General features: G+C 72.3%; 17 protein-coding genes and 2 pseudogenes. 12 read left to right on the top strand and 7 right to left on the bottom strand.

The genetic code is table 11. The annotated features are described in order from the left end of the window. Positions 1-74: 74 nt before the first annotated feature. The 10 genes and pseudogenes from ACFZDI_RS09705 to ACFZDI_RS09660 all read left to right on the top strand — a co-directional run bounded on the left by ACFZDI_RS09705 (position 75) and on the right by ACFZDI_RS09660 (position 7,748). Entirely contained in the window at positions 75-1,703 is a 1,629-nt protein-coding gene (locus tag ACFZDI_RS09705) for an MFS transporter (RefSeq protein WP_391249529.1), read from the top strand. A gap of 18 nt (positions 1,704-1,721) precedes the next feature. After that, positions 1,722-2,246 carry a hypothetical protein gene (locus ACFZDI_RS09700; RefSeq protein WP_391249021.1) on the top strand — a complete coding sequence of 175 codons (525 nt, stop codon included), beginning with the start codon at positions 1,722-1,724 and terminating at the stop codon, positions 2,244-2,246. A gap of 121 nt (positions 2,247-2,367) precedes the next feature. Further along, on the top strand, positions 2,368-2,565 hold the full coding sequence (locus ACFZDI_RS09695; protein WP_175437358.1) for a hypothetical protein: 198 nt from the start codon (positions 2,368-2,370) through the stop codon (positions 2,563-2,565). A gap of 272 nt (positions 2,566-2,837) precedes the next feature. Beyond that, positions 2,838-3,500 (top strand): DUF308 domain-containing protein, encoded by a 663-nt coding sequence (locus ACFZDI_RS09690; protein WP_391249019.1) that lies wholly within the window; start codon positions 2,838-2,840, stop codon positions 3,498-3,500. 157 nt (positions 3,501-3,657) lie between these two features. Beyond that, entirely contained in the window at positions 3,658-5,016 is a 1,359-nt protein-coding gene (locus ACFZDI_RS09685) for a hypothetical protein (RefSeq protein ID WP_391249017.1), read from the top strand. 45 nt (positions 5,017-5,061) lie between these two features. Continuing rightward, on the top strand, positions 5,062-5,952 hold the full coding sequence (locus tag ACFZDI_RS09680) for a ribonuclease BN (RefSeq protein ID WP_391249015.1): 891 nt from the start codon (positions 5,062-5,064) through the stop codon (positions 5,950-5,952). Then, on the top strand, positions 5,949-6,416 hold the full coding sequence (locus ACFZDI_RS09675) for an SHOCT domain-containing protein (protein ID WP_234848446.1): 468 nt from the start codon (positions 5,949-5,951) through the stop codon (positions 6,414-6,416). The genes ACFZDI_RS09680 and ACFZDI_RS09675 overlap by 4 nt, the downstream gene beginning before the upstream one ends. Positions 6,417-6,596: 180 nt before the next feature. Next, positions 6,597-6,770: pseudogene (locus ACFZDI_RS09670) on the top strand (carbonic anhydrase); the annotation flags it as partial. Between the two features lie 85 nt (positions 6,771-6,855). Then, positions 6,856-7,425: a dihydrofolate reductase family protein gene (locus tag ACFZDI_RS09665; protein ID WP_391249012.1), complete on the top strand. Its 570-nt coding sequence runs from the start codon at positions 6,856-6,858 to the stop codon at positions 7,423-7,425. Between the two features lie 143 nt (positions 7,426-7,568). Continuing rightward, positions 7,569-7,748: a hypothetical protein gene (locus tag ACFZDI_RS09660; RefSeq protein WP_234848448.1), complete on the top strand. Its 180-nt coding sequence runs from the start codon at positions 7,569-7,571 to the stop codon at positions 7,746-7,748. A 134-nt stretch (positions 7,749-7,882) separates the two neighbouring features. Here the strand turns inward: ACFZDI_RS09660 and ACFZDI_RS09655 are convergent, their stop codons facing one another. Beyond that, entirely contained in the window at positions 7,883-9,706 is a 1,824-nt protein-coding gene (locus tag ACFZDI_RS09655; RefSeq protein ID WP_391249009.1) for a thiamine pyrophosphate-requiring protein, read from the bottom strand. Between the two features lie 333 nt (positions 9,707-10,039). Between ACFZDI_RS09655 and ACFZDI_RS09650 the strand changes: the two are divergent. Together ACFZDI_RS09650 and ACFZDI_RS09645 are read left to right on the top strand one after the other, a co-directional pair. Continuing rightward, a pseudogene (locus ACFZDI_RS09650) lies at positions 10,040-10,171 on the top strand (carbohydrate ABC transporter permease); the annotation flags it as partial. 183 nt (positions 10,172-10,354) lie between these two features. Then, positions 10,355-11,032, top strand: coding sequence for a 2-phosphosulfolactate phosphatase (locus ACFZDI_RS09645; RefSeq protein ID WP_391249527.1), 678 nt, complete (start codon positions 10,355-10,357; stop codon positions 11,030-11,032). Here ACFZDI_RS09645 and ACFZDI_RS09640 read toward each other — a convergent pair. From ACFZDI_RS09640 to ACFZDI_RS09615, 6 genes are all read right to left on the bottom strand, one after another. Further along, positions 11,010-11,555, bottom strand: a complete 546-nt coding sequence (locus ACFZDI_RS09640; RefSeq protein WP_308287598.1) for a hypothetical protein — start codon at positions 11,553-11,555, stop codon at positions 11,010-11,012. The genes ACFZDI_RS09645 and ACFZDI_RS09640 overlap by 23 nt on opposite strands. Before the next feature lie 84 nt (positions 11,556-11,639). Continuing rightward, positions 11,640-12,929, bottom strand: coding sequence for an ABC transporter substrate-binding protein (locus tag ACFZDI_RS09635; RefSeq protein WP_372486707.1), 1,290 nt, complete (start codon positions 12,927-12,929; stop codon positions 11,640-11,642). Continuing rightward, positions 12,926-14,035, bottom strand: a complete 1,110-nt coding sequence (locus ACFZDI_RS09630; RefSeq protein WP_391249525.1) for a branched-chain amino acid ABC transporter permease — start codon at positions 14,033-14,035, stop codon at positions 12,926-12,928. The genes ACFZDI_RS09635 and ACFZDI_RS09630 overlap by 4 nt, the downstream gene beginning before the upstream one ends. Before the next feature lie 22 nt (positions 14,036-14,057). Next, entirely contained in the window at positions 14,058-14,954 is an 897-nt protein-coding gene (locus ACFZDI_RS09625) for a branched-chain amino acid ABC transporter permease (RefSeq protein WP_234850832.1), read from the bottom strand. Beyond that, a complete protein-coding gene (locus ACFZDI_RS09620; protein WP_234850831.1) occupies positions 14,951-15,751 on the bottom strand; it encodes an ABC transporter ATP-binding protein in 801 nt (266 codons plus the stop codon). The genes ACFZDI_RS09625 and ACFZDI_RS09620 overlap by 4 nt, the downstream gene beginning before the upstream one ends. After that, positions 15,748-16,569, bottom strand: coding sequence for an ABC transporter ATP-binding protein (locus tag ACFZDI_RS09615; RefSeq protein WP_234850830.1), 822 nt, complete (start codon positions 16,567-16,569; stop codon positions 15,748-15,750). Before ACFZDI_RS09615 ends, ACFZDI_RS09620 begins: the two co-directional genes overlap by 4 nt. Positions 16,570-17,219: the final 650 nt, after the last annotated feature.

The following is a 17,219-nucleotide window of genomic DNA, read 5'->3' as shown; positions in this document are numbered from 1 at the left end:
CAGCCGGCGACGCGTTCGCCGGCGTACGCCGGGCACTGCCCCGGCGTACCGGTCGACGCGGCGAGGTGGACACCGTGAAGCGCTGGCGGGCTCTGATCGTCCTCGGGGCGGCCCAGTTCCTGATGGTCCTGGACACCTCCGTGATGAACGTGTCCATCAGCCAGCTGGTCGAGGACTTCGACACCGAGGTCACCGCCATCCAGGCCGTCATCACCCTGTACGCGCTGGTCATGGCCGCTTTCATGCTGATCGGCGGCAGGCTCGGGGACATCGTGGGACGTCGCCGCATGTTCCTGCTCGGGATGCTCGTCTACGGCGTCGGGTCGGGCCTGACGGCTCTGGCACCCGCTCTGTGGGTCCTCATGCTGGGCTGGTCCGTCATCGAAGGGCTCGGAGCGGCCATGGTGCTGCCGGCCATGGCGGCCCTCGTCGCGGAGTCGTACCGCGGACGCGACCGGGCCATCGCCTACGCGGTCATCGGCGGGCTGGCCGGTGCGGGCATCGCGGTCGGCCCGCTGCTGGGCGGATGGGTGACGACGTATCTGACCTGGCGGCTGGTCTTCGCCGGAGAGGTCGTGGTCGTCGTGGCGGTGCTGCTGTGCCGCCGGGTGATCGCGACGCCCCCCACGAGCGGGCGGCGCCCCCGTCTGGACGTGGTCGGCGCGGTCCTCTCCGCGGCCGGTCTCGGGCTGGGTGTCCTCGGCGTGCTGCAGAGCAGCACCTGGGGATGGGTACAGCCCCGGAACCCGCCCTTCACCGTGCTCGGCTTCGCCCCGACCCTGTTCGTGGTCGGCGCCGGGGCCGCTGTCCTGGCCGTCTTCCGCTGGTGGGAGCGGCGGCGGGAGCACGAGAGCGCCGATCCGCTGGTGCACTTGGCCCTGCTGCGCAGACCCGTGCTGCGGTCGGGCCTGCTGACGCTGCTGAGCCAGAACCTCATCCTGCTGGGCCTGTTCTTCACCATTCCGCTGTACTTGCAGGTGGTGCAGGGGTTCGACGCCTTCGAGACCGGTCTGCGTCTGCTCCCGGTGTCCGTCACCATGCTGGTGACCTCCCTGTGCGGGTCCTCCCTGGGGCGCCTGATCGGGCCGCGCCGGGTGGTCCGGCTGGCCCTGGCGACGCTGGTGGCGGCCATCGTGTGGCTGCTGGCCACGATCGACCCGGCCATCGACGACGGGCAGTTCGCCGGTGCCATGGCCGTGCTGGGCGTGGGGGTCGGGCTGCTCGCCTCGCAGCTGGGCAACATCGTGCAGTCCGGGGTGGGCGAGGAGGAACGCAGCGAGGCGGGCGGGCTGCAGTTCACGGCACAGAACCTGGGCTCCGCGCTGGGCACCGCGCTCATCGGCTCCCTCCTCATCGGCGCGCTGGCCCATGCCTTCACCACGCGGGTGGAAGACAACGCGCAGCTGTCCGAGGAGACCCGTGCACAGGTCGGCGTCGCCCTGGAGGCCGGGATCACCTTCGTCCCCACCGATCAGCTGCGTTCGGCGGCCGAGCGTGCCGGGCTGCCGCCGTCCGAGGTCGACGCCGTCACCGAGTCCTACGCCGAGGCGCAGTTGCAGGGTCTGAAGGCGGCGATCCTGGCCACCGGCGGCGTGGCTCTGGCGAGTTTCCTCGTCACCCCGCACCTGCCGGCCGCACGCGGCAGCCGTCCTCGCGATCAGGACGCCGACGCCATGGCCGGGGCGACCGGATCGACCCAGTGAGTCCGAGGGGAGTCGTTCGTGTTCAGGACAACCGCCACCCCGGCCGAGCGCAGCAGGCGACGTGCCGAGCGCCGGGCCGGCGCGGACTACACCGGCGGCGTCTACGGTTCCATGCTGGCGTCCTCCGTGGTGATCGGCGCCGGCTCCCTGGGGCAGTTCCCGCGGACCGAGCTGGTGTTGCTGCTGCTCCTCACCGGTGTGGTGTTCTGGACCGCGCACGTGCACGCCCAGCTGTTCGGGGCACGCCTGGCGCAGCAGGCTCCGGACCGCGCTCTCGTCCTGCACGTGTGCCGTGACGAGTGGCCCATCGTCAAGGCCGCGGTCCCGCCGGCCGTCGCGGTGGCGATCAGTCCGCTCCTCGGACTGGACGTGCGAGGAGCGGTCTGGCTGGCTCTGTGCGTCGCCGTGGTCGGCCAGATCGGCTGGTCCGTGGCCGCCGCACGCCGCGCCGGTGCCTCGCCACGGCTCATCGCCGTCACGGCGTCGGTCAACCTGTTCCTCGGTCTGCTCATCATCGTTTTCAAGATCGTGCTGAAGCACTGATCCGGGCGTCCGTCACCGGGCGGGTCACCTGCTCCGGGTGAGGTCCGGGACCGCACGGAGGCGCACGATGGCGGAAAGGGCGCCGTCCGCCTGTCCCGGACATCCGTGGGAGGACAAGCTCGTGCGCTATGAGATCCGCGTCGAGGGGCACCTGTCGGAAACGCTGGCGAAGGCCTTTCCGGAGCTGGGCCATGTGGTGATGGCCGGCCAGACCGTCCTGTTCGGCCCCGTCGTGGACGAAGCGCACCTGTACGGGCTGCTGGCGCGCTGCCAGTCACTGGGACTGCGGGTCGTCGAGATGCGGCCGGTGCCGGAATGACATGCCCGGCCCGCACGCCCCCCGGGTCCGCTGCTGTACCGATCGGCGTCAACTCACCTGCGTCTCCCATTTTCTGATGCGCTGTCACACCGGTCGCGGTTGCCGTACGGGCGTCCCCGCGGCACCGGCAGATCACCCGTGACGGGTGACCCCGGCACAGGGTGGCAGGCGGGATTCTGGAGGCGGCAGAGCCGCGCGACGGTCCTGCCCCGGCCTCGGCACCGCACCGCGGTGGTCCCGAGACGAACCGAGCGATCACGCGAGGAGGAGCCATGAGCATGTCGCGTGGTCCGACACCGTTCCCCGGGCAGGAACACCGGCCCGACGGGGCTGTCCCCGCTCCGGCGTCCGGCACCGCGTACGGGCTGGAGCGACTGGGCCGCTCCTGGACCTGGCTCCTGGGCTCGGCCGTCGCGACCCTGGTGCCGGGCGTGCTGGTCCTAGTCTGGCCGGAGGCGACCCTGCACGTCCTGGCCGTCCTCATCGGGCTGTACCTGCTGGTGAGCGGAGCATTCCGGTTGGTGTCCGTCTTCGGCCGCGAAGAGCAAGGTGAACGGCTGCCGGGGCTGCTCCTGGCCGTGCTGTACGTCCTGGCCGGGGTGCTGTGCCTGCGCGACCCGCTGCAGACGATCACCGTGCTGTCGCTGGTCACCGGCGTCGTCTGGCTGGTGTCCGGGATCCTCACCCTCTACACGGCGGTCGTCGCCGAGGACCTGCCGCACCGCGGCGTCGTCCTGGCCGCCGCGATGCTGGGCATCGTCGCGGGCATCGTGGTGCTCGCCCTGCCCACGGAGTCGGCCCGCGCCCTGACCCGGCTGCTCGGCCTGTGGCTCGTGCTGCTCGGCCTGGCCGAGACGGCGGTCGCACTCGCGTGGCGGGCCGCGCTCCGCAAGACGCACGCGGCGGGGCCGCGCGCCCCGACCGGGGCCGCCTGAGACAGCCCGCGGACGTGATGCGGGGACCGCGGCCCGCGCGACACACCGTCCACCCGGGCGGGGGCCCGCGCGACACGCCACAGCCGTCCTCCCGGGCGGGCGACGAGCACAGCGTCCGGGGCCGGGCGAACGCGGAACCACGCGGAAAGGCGCACCCATGAACTCAGCCGCACCCCCGGAACCTCCGCACTCCGGCGGATCCCCTGACCCGAAACACGTCCTGACCGCCGAGGAACGGGCGGAGTACGAACGGCTGAGCCGCCACGCGGCGGTACGTCACCGGCGCACGCGCCGCGCCGGATCCTCGGTCCTTCTCCTGCTGACCCTGGTGCTCGCGCCACTGGCCGTCGTCGCGGCATGGGTCCACGACACGGTCTCCGACACCGACAGGTACGTGGCGACGGTCGCGCCGCTGGCCTCCGCGCCACCCGTGCAGGACGTCCTGATCAACCGGCTCACGGACCGTGTGGTGGACAACGTCGACGTCCAGGCGGTGACGGACTCGCTCGCCCGGACCCTTCAGGACGCGGGGGCACCACCCCGCGTCATCGCGGGCGCCGAGTCCCTTGAGGGTCCGCTGCGCAACGCGGTCAGGACCGTCGTGGACCGCACCGTCGCCGGCGTGATCACCAGCGATGCCTTCCAGCAGGTGTGGGAGGGTGCCAACCGGCGCTCCCACGCCGCCGTGATGAACATGCTCACCGGTGACCGTGAGGGCGCCGTGGAGGCCGTGAACGGCACCGTCCAGCTGGATGTGGGAGCAGTCGTCGACCAGGTGCAGCAGCGGCTCGTCGACGCGGGCTTCGAGAAGGCCGCCGCCATCCCGGACACGGACCGGACGGTCACCCTGTTCGAGACCGAGCAGCTGGGCAAGGCGCAGGACGCGATGCGGCTGCTGGACATCGTCGGCACGTGGCTGCCGGTCCTCACCGTCGTACTGGCCGCGCTCGCCGTATGGTGCACCCCCGCACACCGGGTCATGCTGATGATCACCGCCACGGGTGTCGGCGTGATGATGGTGGGACTGCTCGTGGTGCTGGCCCTGGTCCGGCGCGTCTATCTGGATTCGGTCCCGCCGCAGGCGCTGCCCGCCGACGCGGCCGCGACCATCTACGACACGTTCGTCCGCTTCCTTCGTGACAGCACGCTCACCCTGCTGGTCGTCTCGGTGATCACCGCACTGGTGGCGTACCTGTACGGTCCCGGTCGCCTGGCCCGTGGCGTGCGGAGGGTGGCCGACCGGGGTACGACGGCCACCGGCAGGGCGATGGAGAACGCGGGCATGCGCACCGGTGCCGTGGGACGCCGGCTGGCCGACCACCGGCAGTGGATCACCGCTGGGGTGCTGGCGGCCGCAGTCCTGACGCTGGTCCTCTGGAACCATCCCACCGTCGGAGCCGTGGCGCTCGTCGTGGGTGTCGCCCTGGTCGTCCTGATCATCCTGGCGATCCTCGCGTCCGCCGCCGGACCGGTCGGCCGGGCGGCGGACCAGGCCGGACAGCGGGCGGTTCCGTGAGTCATGACGGTGAAACCCGGCCTCGGAGGCACGACACGCGGGCGCATGACCGCGCGGGTCGCCGCGAGGCTGCGGTCCGGAGCCGCCGCCCGGCTGCTGTCCCGCCTGTCCGCCCTCAACATCGTGGAGGGCTCGGTACGGCTCGCCGCCCAGGCGTTCATCACCGCGCTCCCCCTGCTGATGACCGTCGCGGCGTTCGCTCCCGGCTGGATGCAGGACCTGCTGAGCGACTCGCTGCGGGCGGTTCTGGGCATGCACGGCGACACTCTCGACGAGCTGCGCCAGGTCTTCTCCGCGACGGGCACGACACGGAACACGGCCGGAGCCGTGAGCGCGGTGGTCACACTCGTGTCGGCCACCGCTTTCAGCCGGGCCCTTCAGGCGGTGTTCGAGCGTTGCTGGCGCCTGCCGCGGGCTCCGATCCGGACCGCCTTCTGGCGCTGGCTGCTCTGGCTGGTGGTCTGGCTGGCCTACCTGCTGCTTCAGGCACCGCTGCGCAAGGGGTTCGGCGCGGGCACCGTGACCGGGCTGGTGCTGTCCCTGATCTCCGGGACGCTGCTGTGGTGGTGGTCGCAGCATCTGCTGCTGGGCGGTCGGATCGGTTGGCGGAGCCTGCTGCCGGGGGCGCTGCTGGCCGCCACCGGCACGGTGCTGCTGAGTCTGGCCGCGCGCGTGCTGATGCCCTCGCTCATGGAGCGCAGCCTGCACGAGTTCGGCCCCCTCGGCCCCGTGTTCACGTTCCTCTCCTGGCTCATCGCCGTCTTCCTCGTGGCCGTCTCGGGCCTGGCGCTCGGCGAGTACGTCTCCTCCACCCCATGGTACCGGACTGCCGCACACTCACCCGCGCCGGGTGAGGCCGAGCGTTTTGAACGGATCCAAGCTGAAGGCAGCACCCGCCGGGAGCCCGGCGAGCGTCGAGACGGAGGAGAGAGATGAGCGCGCAGACGTATCTGGCGTACGACTACCCCCTGTTGAGCGTCTTCTGGAGCATGCTCCTGTTCTTCCTGTGGATCATGTGGTTCATCCTGCTCTTCCGTGTGGTCGTCGACATCTTCCGCGACGACGACCTGAGCGGCTGGGCGAAGACCGGCTGGCTGGTGCTCACCATTCTGCTGCCCTTCCTCGGCGTGTTCGTCTACGTGATCGCCCGCGGCAAGAACATGGGCCGCCGTGAGATGGCGCAGGCCCGAGCACAGCAGGAGGCCTTCGACGAGCGCATCCGGCAGGCCGCGGGCACCGAGGGCCGGACCAGCAGCGTCGACGAACTCGCCAAGCTGTCCGAGATCCGGAACAGCGGGGCCATCACGGACGACGAGTACCGCAGGGCGAAGGAACTCGTCCTCACGGGACACGCTCCGGCCGGGCAGTCGGGGTTCACCCCGCCCATGACCGGGCGTTGACACCGGCGCCGGACGGACCGGCGCCCGCAGCCGGTGCGACGGCCACCGACGGCCCGTCGGCTGCGATCATGAGCGAGCTCCACACCCTGACGCCCCGCGGTGCCCTCGAGCTGCTGCTTCCCTGTAACCGGCGGTTCGTCGCCGGCACCCCCGAGCACCCCGCCCAGGACGCCGCCCGCCGCGGCCGGGTACGTGCGGGATGTCGTCGAGCGGGTGACCCCCAGCGTGCTGGCGGCGCGGGCCGCCGGACGGGGCGGGCCGGAGGAGATCCTCGCCGAGCAGGTGCGCAACACCGTCGACCTGCTCCTGAACCGCTCCCGGGTGCTCGCCGAGAAGGTCGGCGCGGGCCGGGCGCGGGGGACGCGTGTCGCGCGAACGCCACTGCGGCAGAGCGGCGGGCCGTCGTACGGTCGGATCCCGTCAGCGAGGAGGACTGCCGATGCGCAGCGTGACCTATTCGATGAACATCTCACTCGACGGCTACATCGTCGGACCGGACGGCGGCTTCAACTGGTCCGAGCCCGACGAGGAGGTCTTCCGCTTCTGGATCGACGACATCCGGGAGGTCGGCGTCCACCTGCTGGGGCGACGGCTGTACGAGACGATGCTGTACTGGGAGACCGCCGAGCAGGATCAGTCGCTGGACGACGCGCAGCGCGAGTGGATCGCGCTGTGGAACCCGCTGCCGAAGGTGGTGTTCTCCAGGACGCTGTCGACGGTGCGGGGCAACGCCCGCCTGCTGTCGGGGGGCCTGGCGGATGAGATCGAACGGTTGCGGGCCGAGCCGGCGGAGGGTGACATCGCGATCGGCGGCGCGGCTCTCGCCGCCGAGGCGGCCGCGTCGGATCTCATCGACGAGTACCGGACCGTAGTCTATCCCGTGCTGGTCGGCGGGGGCACCCCGTACTTCCCGCAGCACGAGCGCCGGGTCGATCTCGAACTCGTCGAGTCCCGTACCTTCGGCTCGGGAGTCGTCTACCACCGCCACCGCGTGGTGCGCCAGGGCTGACGGTCGCGGGCCGAACAGCCCGTCCCCACGCCCGTCGACCGGCGCTCGGTTCCCCCGAACAGCCGCTCCCGCACTGTGCCGCAGCCACGAATGCGATGTCCTGGTGGGAGAGCCGTCTGCCCCATGGGGGAAGCATGTACGAGATGTGCACCGGCCCAGACGAGCCCGGCACGACCTTCGTCTGGCACGTGAAGGCCAAAAACGGCACCGTGGCCCTCTGCGGCGTGCCCCTCGAACCCAGCCCGACCGAGCCGGTGGAGACGGATCGCCACTGCCCGTCGTGCATGACGTCGTTCGGCAGGCTCGTCGACCAGCGCGGCTAGGTGTGCTGTCCGGACGGGCCGGTCGCAACCGGCGAGGTGGTGCTGTTCCGGCTCAGCGTGCCGTCCGCCTCGGGGCGTCGGTGGGCATCGTGTGGAGGCGGCGGTGTCGAGGCGTTCCACCACCGCCGGGTCCGTCACCGGTCCTCACCCGCACCCGGCCGGTCCTCGCGGTGCCGGCTGCCGGGCAGCATCTCCTGCACCTTGGCCTTGAAGCCCTGACGGACCATAGCGGTGCGATCGCTGTCGCCCTTGAGTACGGACGCCGCCGCGGCCTCGATCTGGTCGAGCGACGCGTGCGGCGGGATGGGCGGCACGGCCGGGTCGGTGCGGAAGTCCAGCACGAAGGGCCGGTCGGACGCCAGCGCCGCCTCCCACGCGCCCCGGACGTCCTGCGGCTTCTCCACCCGCATCCCGTGCAGCCCGAGCGAGCGGGCGAAGTCGGCGTAGGCGACGTCGGGCAGGGACTGGGAGGGCAGGAACTGCGGGGCGCCGGACATGGCCCGCATCTCCCAGGTGACCTGGTTGAGGTCCTGGTTGTTGAGCACGGCCACCACCAGACACGGGTCCTCCCACTGCTGCCAGTACTTGGCGATCGTGATCAGCTCGGCGAGTCCGTTCATCTGCATCGCCCCGTCGCCCACCAGCGCGATGGCGGGGCGGTCCCCGTGCGCGAACTTCGCCCCGATCACGTAGGGGACGCCGGGGCCCATCGTGGCGAGCGTGCCGGACAGCGAGCCGCGCATGGTGCCGCGCAGCTTCAGGTGGCGTGCGTACCAGTTGGCGGCCGAGCCGGAGTCGGCCGCGAGGATGACGTTCTCGGGCAGCAGGCCGTTCAGGGTGTGGGCCACGTACTCGGGGTTGATCGGGTCGGCGTCCACCGCGGCGCGCCGTTCCATGACCTCCCACCAGCGGGCGGTGTTCTTCTCGATCTTCTTGCGCCAGCCGTCGTGCTCGGCCTGCCGCAGGTGCGGCAGCAGCCGCTGCAGGGTCGCGCGGGCGTCGCCGACGAGGTTGACCTCGAAGGGGTAGCGCAGGCCGACCATGTGCGGGTCGATGTCGATCTGGACGGCCCGCGCCTGACCGAACTCGGGCATGAACTGCGTGTACGGGAAGCTGGAGCCGATGACCAGCAGGGTGTCGCAGTCCTGCATCAGCTCGTACGACGGGCGCGTGCCCAGGAGGCCGATCGCGCCGGTGACATAAGGGAGGTCGTCGTCGAGCGCGTCCTTGCCGAGGAGCGCCTTGGCCACGCCGGCGCCCAGCCGGTCGGCAACCTCCATGACCTCCTGGCGGGCCCCGCGCGCGCCCTGGCCGATGAGCAGGGCGACCTTCTCGCCGGCGTTCAGCACCTCGGCGGCACGCTCGATGTCGGATTCCGCGGGCACCGGCGCGTAGTGGGACATGCCCAGACTGGAGGGCACCATCTTGAAGGCGTGCCCGGGAGCGGAGTAGTCGAGTTCCTGCACGTCGGCCGGGATGATGACGGCCGTCACCGAGCGGCGCGCCAGGGCGGTGCGCATGGCCCGGTCGAGCACGTTGGGCAGCTGCTCCGGGACGGTGACCATCTCGCAGAAGTCGGAGGCGACGTCCTTGTAGAGGCTCAGCAGGTCGACCTCCTGCTGGTAGGAGCCGCCCATCGCGCTGCGGTTGGTCTGCCCCACGATCGCGACGACGGGCACGTGGTCGAGCTTCGCGTCGTACAGGCCGTTGAGGAGGTGGATGGCGCCGGGGCCGGAGGTGGCGGCGCACACGCCCACCCGGCCGGAGAACTTCGCGTAGCCGACGGCCTCGAAGGCCGCCATCTCCTCGTGCCGGGCCTGGATGAACTCGGGCTTGTTGCCGGCCCGCCCCCAGGCGGCGAGCAGTCCGTTGATGCCGTCTCCGGGGTAGGCGAAGACGTGCTCCACCTCCCATTCGCGCAGACGCTGCAGAAGATGGTCGCAGACCTTCGTCGACATGGTGCTGACCTTTCCGGTGGAGGGTGTCCGGTGGTGTCGGGTGCCCGGCTGGGTCCGGCGCAGGCGTCGCGCGGCACCGCGGGCGGCCAGGACGGCGGCGGTGAAGGCGGTGGCGCCGCGTGCGTACGCTTGACGATCACCTCACCGACGCCCGCGGCCGGCAGCCCGGCCACCCCCTCGGGGCACGTCGGTCGGCTTCAAGGAGTTTCCTCGCACGGTGCGTGGTGCGCGGCGGCGTCAGAGCTTCGGCTTCGCCGGGCTGTGCCGTCTGCCGGCAGACCACGAACCCCAGGCACGCCTGGCTGCACCCGGGCGCCGGGCCCGTGCGGGTTCCGGATCTTCGCCGAGGCGGCGGTGCCCGCCGAGATGCTGGAGGCGGCACGGGTGGACGGGGCGGGCGAGTGGAGGAGCTTCGGCACCCTCGTCCTGCGGACGATGACGCCCGCGCCGGTGACCGTCTTCCTGTTCAGTTCGTCGGCATCTGGAACAACAACGGTGGGCGGCGCGTTCCTGTCGGGTCCTCCCGCCGGCCGTCGCGATGCCCGTCCTGCAGCGCTACTGGCAGTCGTGTCTGACCCAGGGCAGCGTCAAGGGCTGGGTTCGCCCCCGCCCCTGGGCCCGAGGCCCGGCATGCGCGATCATGACCGGGTGGATGCTCGTTTCGCCGGTATCGCCGAGGTGACCGAAACCCCGTCCGTGGCGGTGGTCGTCGACGTCATGCGCGCCTTCACGGTGGCCGCGTGGGCCTTCGGCCGGGGGGCGGAGCGGATCGTTCTCGCCGAGTCCCTGGACGAAGCCCTGACGCTCAAGGCCGCGAACCCGGACTGGGTGGCGCTCAAGGACGGTCCGCCCGCTCCGGGGTTCGACACCGTTAACTCGCCCGGTCTGCTGCGGTCTTCGAACCTGAAGGGGCGCACGGTGGTGCAGAAGACCACGGCCGGGACGGTCGGCGCCCTCGCGGTGAAGGAGGCTCCGCTGGTGTTGTGCGCCAGTTTCGCGGTGGCGGAGGCGACGGCCCGGCTCCTGCGGACACGCGGGAGTGAGAGCGTCACGTTCGTGGTCACCGGCGAGGGCGGGCAGGCCGACGAAGATCTGGCGTGCGCCCAGTACATCGCGAGGAGGGCTGCCGGGGCCGGGGCGGACGCGACCGAGTACCTCCGCCGCGCAGGCGAGTCGCGCGCGGCTGCCGAGTTGGCGGAGGGGGTGCGGCTGGGCGTCCACCCCGATGACGTCGCCCTGTGTCTGGAGCTCGACCGGTTCCCCTTCGCCATGGTGGCGGCCATGGAGGACTCACTGATGGTCCTCAGTGCCCGGCCGCAGCCTTGACCAGGGCGACCGCCACACCGATCGCCGCGTCCAGCAGCCCCGCCACCACCGCCGTCACCGGGCCGCCGCCCATGCGCAGCCCGCCCAGACAGCCCCACAGGAAGAGCGAGACGACGCCCACCCCTGCCGCGGCCGGCAGCGCGGCGTCCAGGCTGAGGACGTCCAGCGCCGCCAGAGCGATCAGCACGGCGGGACCGACGGCGCACGACAGCAACGGGCTGCTGACGTACAGCATGCGGCGCAGCTCGTGGCCGGTGGCGAGACGGCCGTGGACCGTGCGGTGTGCCTGCTGGTCGGCGACGAGCGCCGCGAGCCACAGACCCAGCGCGGTCGTGAGGACCGTGGCGACGGCACCGAGCGCACCCACGTCGCCCAGGGACAGACCGACCACCACCGCGATCATCGTGATGGTGGCGTAGATCCGCTCCTTCAGACGGTCCGCCAGTACGCCGGCGCCCTCATCAGGCGGCCCATCCGCTCGACGGTCGTCCACCACCTGATGCCCCTCACCTGCGGTCGTCACGGCCGTCGCGATGTGCGTACGCCGGTCACCGCATCAGCATGCCTGCCGGGTGCGCCGGCGGGCTGCTTCCACGCCGGACGGGGCTCACCGGGTCCGGGAGTCCAGGTACTGCTCGACTCCTGGCGCGGTGTGGGCTTTCTCCACGTTCACCGCGGCACCCACCGCCTTGGCGTCCGGCTTGTGCACCCAGGTCGAGGTGCTCGCCGGGCGGGCCTTGTCGGAGAAGTCCTGGGCGGTGCCGAGGCCGACGTCGACGGCGGCCTGGGAGCGGTGGGCCTTGACGACGTCCTCGCGGGCCAGGCTGCCGTTCTCGCAGGCCTTCTGCAGGTCACGCCCCATCAGCCGGGCGGCGTTGTAGCCGGACAGGACACCGGAGTCGACGAGGGAGCCCGGGTACTTCTTCTTGTACGAGGCGACCATCTTGCGCACCCCGGCCAGGTCCGAGCTGACCGCGGGCGCGGCACTGACCACGTTGAGCAGGGCCGACAGGGCGGGGGCGGCCGGTGTCTTCATCAGCTGCGGGGCGTAGCCGGGAGCGCTGCTGACGACCGGCACCTTCAGGCCGCGCGACGCCGCGACCCCGACCAGTGAGGCGGTCTGGGCCGGTCCCGCACTGATCAGGATGGCCTTGACGTCCGCCTTGCGCAGGGCCGAGACCTGTGCGGACAGATCGGTGTCCGTCGCCTTGATCTTCTGGCCGGCGACCTTCAGACCGGCCTTCTTAGCGGCCCAGCGGGAGCCCTCCAGCGCGTTCGCGCCGTAGTCGCCCTCGAAGTAGACGTGGCCGATGGTGTCCCCCTTCGCGAGTCCCTTGGTGCGGGTGAGGAAGTCGACGGCGGCGATCATGTCGACGTCGTAGGTGGTGCCCAGGACCTGGACCGCGTCCCGGTCGAGCAGGGAGGCGGCCCAGGCCTGCGGGAAGGTGAGGACCTTGTCCCGCTCGATGTCGTCGAGCAGCGCGGCCATCACCGGCGAGCCGATGACCTGGGGCAGCGCCACGACGTCCGCCGACAGGTCGGCGTAGGCGGTGACGGCCTTCTGGACGTCGTAGCCATGGTCCTTGACGACGATCTCCACGCGCCGGTCGCAGATGCCGCCGCGGGCGTTGACCTCGTCCGCCCACATCTGCTGGGCCTGCACGATGCTCTTCCCGAGGGTCGCGTACGGGCCCGTGAGGTCGGTCAGCGCGCCGAGTCTGATGGTCTTGTCGGTCACTCCGGGCCCGGTCTTGATGCCGCCGGCGCCGTCGCCGGTGGTGCCGGCGGAGTCCGCCTTGGAGCTGCATCCGGTGGCGGTCAGCAGGAGGGCCGCGAGAGCCGTGGCCAGGAGCTTCGTGGGGCGTGCGCGGTGCGTGTGGTGGGGCGTGGGCTTCACGGGGTGGGCTCCTTGGCTCGTGCGTCTGGCGCGGGTGAGGGTGTCGGGGAGGTGGCGTTCGCGGGTGGTGGGGCGGTTCGGCGACGGCCGAGGCGTGTCCGCAGGCGGCGGACCAGGCCGTGCAGGCCGTCGGGGGCGAAGAGGAGGATCAGGACGATCGCCGCGCCGTAGAGGTAGCGGGCGGCCTCGGTGGGGCCGACCGTTCCGTCGGTGGTGCCGGGGGCGGCCACCAGGGGAAGTTGGTCGGCGTAACGGGTCATCAGCAGGGGCAGTGCCGTGACGAAGACCGCGCCTGCCGCCGCTCCGGCGACCGACCCCAGCCCGCCGATGACGATCATGGCGAGGTAGTCGACCGACAGGACGAGGCCGAAGTAGTCGGGCACCACACGGCGAAAGGACAGGGCGAGCAGCACTCCCGCGAGGCCTGCGTACATCGACGAGACGACGAAGGCGGCGGAGCGGTGGCGGGAGACGTCGACGCCCATCACCGCGGCCGCGGTCTCGCTGTCGCGCAGCGCCACCAGGGCTCGTCCGGAACGGCCGCGGAGCAGTCCGCGGGCGGTGAACCAGGTGATCGCGAACAGGGCGAGTCCCAGGTACCAGAGTCGTTCCTCGGCGCCGAACGGCACGCCCAGCACGGTCAGTCCGGGGTCCGCTGAGAAGGAGAGGCCGCCCAGTTCCAGCGGGGGGACGGAGCGGCCGTTGAAGCCGCCGGTGACGGAGTCCGCGGTGAGCAGGACGTGGTGGCCGAGGAAGACCAGGGCCAGGGTCGCGACGCCCAGGTAGACGCCGCGCACCCGCCCGGCGACGGGGCTGAACAGTCCGCCGGCCGTCCCGGCGAGCAGGACCGCGAGCACGGCGGCCACGCCGGTCGGCAGGCCGGGGCCGGGCTCGCCGGCCAGCCATACGTAGCCGTAAGCGCCCACGGCCAGGAAGAAGGCGTGGCCGAGGGACAGTTGGCCGGCTGTGCCGGACAGCAGGCCGAGGCCGATCGCGCCGACGGCCGCCGCCATCGAGAACAGGCCGATGCGCAGCCAGAACGCGTCGAGGTAGAAGGGCAGCGCGCACAGGACGACGACCGCTGCCGAGGTCCAACCCACGCGCACGGCGCGGGTACGGGAGAGTCGCTCAGACACGGACCGCCGCCTTCCCGCCGAACAGCCCGGTGGGCCGCACCAGCAGAACCAGGACCATCACCGCATAGGGGGCGACGTCGCCGAACCCTTCGCCCAGAACGTGCAGTTCGGACTGGTAGCCGGCGACCAGCGCCTCGGTCATGCCGATGAGCAGGCTGCCCGCGAGGGCGCCGGGCGGCGAGGCCATCCCGCCGAGGATCGCCGCCGGGAACGCCTTCAGGGCGATCTGTCCCGTGGTGCGCTCCAGTCCGGGAGCGGGGAACGCGGCGAGGAAGACGGCCGCCAGCGCGGCCAGCGCTCCGGCCAGGCACCAGGCCAGCATGCGCACCCGTGTCAGCCGTACGCCCATCAGGGAGGCCGCCTCGACGTCCTCGGCCGCGGCGCGCAGCGACAGGCCCCACGAGGTGTACCGGAACAGGGCGAAGACACCGGCGATGACCACGGTGGAGACCACGATCGCGGCGATCCTGCTGTCCGCGACCGTGACCGGTCCCAGCCCGCTGACCGCGTCGCCCCAGGGGTCCCCGAGCGAGAGCAGGTCGCCGCCGATGCGCCGCGACAGGTCGGTGAGGACGAGGATGTCGACGCCGATGGTGACGATGGTCTGCACGTGCGCGGTGTGCGGGTCCGCCCCGCCGGCCTGGAGCAGGAACCGGTCCATGGCTCCGGCCACGGCCGCCGTCACCAGGACGGACACCGCGAGCGCCCCGGCGAAGCCGAGATCGTCGTGGAGTACGGCGGTGAGGTAGCCGCCGAGCAGGAGCAGGGAGCCGTGGGCGAAGTTCATCACGCCGGAGGCCTTGAAGATGATGACGAAGCCGAGGGCGACAAGGGCGTAGACCGCGCCGAGGGCGAAGCCGTTGAACACGTTGTCCAGGAGGGTCGTCATGCCGCGTCCTCCTGTTCGGCGCCGGTGCCGAGGTAGGCGCGCAGCACCTCGGGGTCGCCGCGGACCTCGTCCGGGGTGCCGTGCGCGATGGCACGACCGAAGTCGAGGACGGTGACCTCGTCGGCGAGCCGCATCACCAGCCCCATGTCGTGCTCCACCAGCACGACGGACAGGCCGAGTTCGGCGCGTACGGCGTGCAGGACCTCGACCGTCCGGGCGCGCTCCGCGGCGTTCATCCCGGCGACCGGCTCGTCCAGCAGCAGCACGCTGGGCTCCAGGCAGAGGGCCCGGGCGAACTCCACGCGCTTGCGGTCGCCGTAGGAGAGCGGCGCGACGGGGCTGTCGAAGTGCCGGCCCAGACCGGTCAGTTCTGCGATCTCACGGGCCCGGGCGAGGTGTTCGCGTTGTTCTCGCCGCGCGTGCGGCAGGCGCAGCGCGTCGGCTACGAACCCGGCCCGGGACAGGGCGTGGCGGCCGAGCATCAGGTTGTCGGCGACGGTGCCTTGGGTGGTGACGATGTTCTGGAAGGTGCGGGCCATGCCGAGGGCGGCGATGCGGTGCGGGGCGAGCCGGGTCAGTTCGGTCTGCCCGAGCCGGACGGTGCCCGTGTCCGGGCGGCACAGACCCGACAGCACGTTGAAGCAGGTGGATTTGCCCGCTCCGTTGGGTCCGATGAGCGCGTGGACGGTGCCCGGCGCGACGGTGAAGGACACCGCGTCCAGAGCGGTGAGTCCGGCGAACCGGACGGTCACGTCCGTCACGGTGAGTTCGGGCGGTGCGGTGGTGCGGGTGGTCACGCGGCTCCCTGCCCTTCGGCGGTTCCGGCGCCGAGCGCGGTCCCGTCCTCTTCCTCGGTGGGCTCTCCCAGGTACAGCCGCTTCACGGCGTCCGTGCGGGCGAGTTCGTCCGCGGGTCCGGACAGCCGGACCTCGCCGACCTCCAGGACGTGGGCGGTGTCCGCGAGTGACAGCGCCATGCCCGCGTTCTGCTCGACGAGCAGGACGGCGGTGCCCTGGGCGTTGATCTCGCGCACGACCTCGGCGATCCGGTACACCATCTGCGGGGCGAGGCCCAGGGAGGGCTCGTCGAGCAGGAGCAGGCGGGGCGCGGCCATGAGGGCCCGGCCGATGGCGAGCATCTGCTGCTCGCCGCCGGAGAGCAGGCCCGCCGCCTGCCGGGTGCGTTCGGCCAGGCGCGGGAAGAGCGTGAAGACCCGCTCCCGGGCCTCTGCGACCTGGTCCGGGCGGCGCCGCCCGAGGCCGAGCCCGCCGGAGCGCAGGTTCTCGTCGACGGTGAGTCCGGCGAAAACCCGGCGTCCCTCGGGGACCTGGACGACACCGGCGCGCACGGCGGCGACCGGGTCGCGCCCGTCGAGTTCCGTGGCTCCGTAGCGGATGCGGCCGGCCGTGACCGCGCCACGGTGCAGGCGCAGGGTGCCCGACACCGCCCGCAGCAGGGTCGTCTTGCCGGCGCCGTTGGCGCCGAGGAGGGCGACGACCATGCCGTGCGGGACGGTCAGGGACACGGAACGAAGGGCGGACACGGCACGGCCGTAGGTCACGTCGAGGCCCTCGACGTGCAGGGCGGGCTCTTCGTCCGGTGGTGCTTCGGGCATCACGGCTCCTCGGGTCCGTACCGTCGGGTACGGGGGCTGCGGGGGCGGGGCAGCCCACGACAGCACGGGCCCGGCGGGCGGTACAGGGGTTCCGGCCGGGTGGCTGCGCGGTCCCAACGGGGGGCGGCGGGGATTGTGCGGCTGCCCAGGCGCGGGAGCCGGGGCCGGGGGGCGGGACGTTGCCTGAGACCGCGGCGGGACGATGCCGGAGACCGGGGCGGGACGATGCCGGGCGGCGGTGTGTTCCGCTGCGGGCGCCCGCGGCGCGTGGCAGCGCTGGGCCGGGGCGGGCAGACGCGCAGATCCCGCGGGCCGGGGCGGGCAGAGGCGCAGATACCCGCGAGCTGGTGGGTCGCAGGGCTGTACCGGACCGGCGGCGCGCGGGCGCACGCCGACCAGCGGGTGGCAGCGCCGTGCAGGGGGGCGGGCAGACGCGCAGATCCCGCGGGCCGGGGCGGGCAGAGGCGCAGATACCCGCGGGCTGGTGGGTCGCAGGGCTGTACCGGACCGGCGGCGCGCGGGGGCACGCCGACCAGCGGGTGGCAGCGCCGCGCAGGGGGGCGGGCAGACGCGCAGATCCCGCGGGCCGGGGCGGGCAGAGGCGCAGATACCCGCGGGCTGGTGGGTCGCAGGGCTGTACCGGACCGGCG

The sequence above is a fragment of the Streptomyces sp. NPDC007907 genome (genome assembly GCF_042959365.1).
In the GTDB taxonomy this organism is placed as follows: Bacteria; Actinomycetota; Actinomycetes; order Streptomycetales; family Streptomycetaceae; genus Streptomyces; species Streptomyces indiaensis.
The sequence above is the reverse complement of the archived record's forward strand: the minus strand, read 5'-3'. Positions and strand labels throughout refer to the sequence as shown.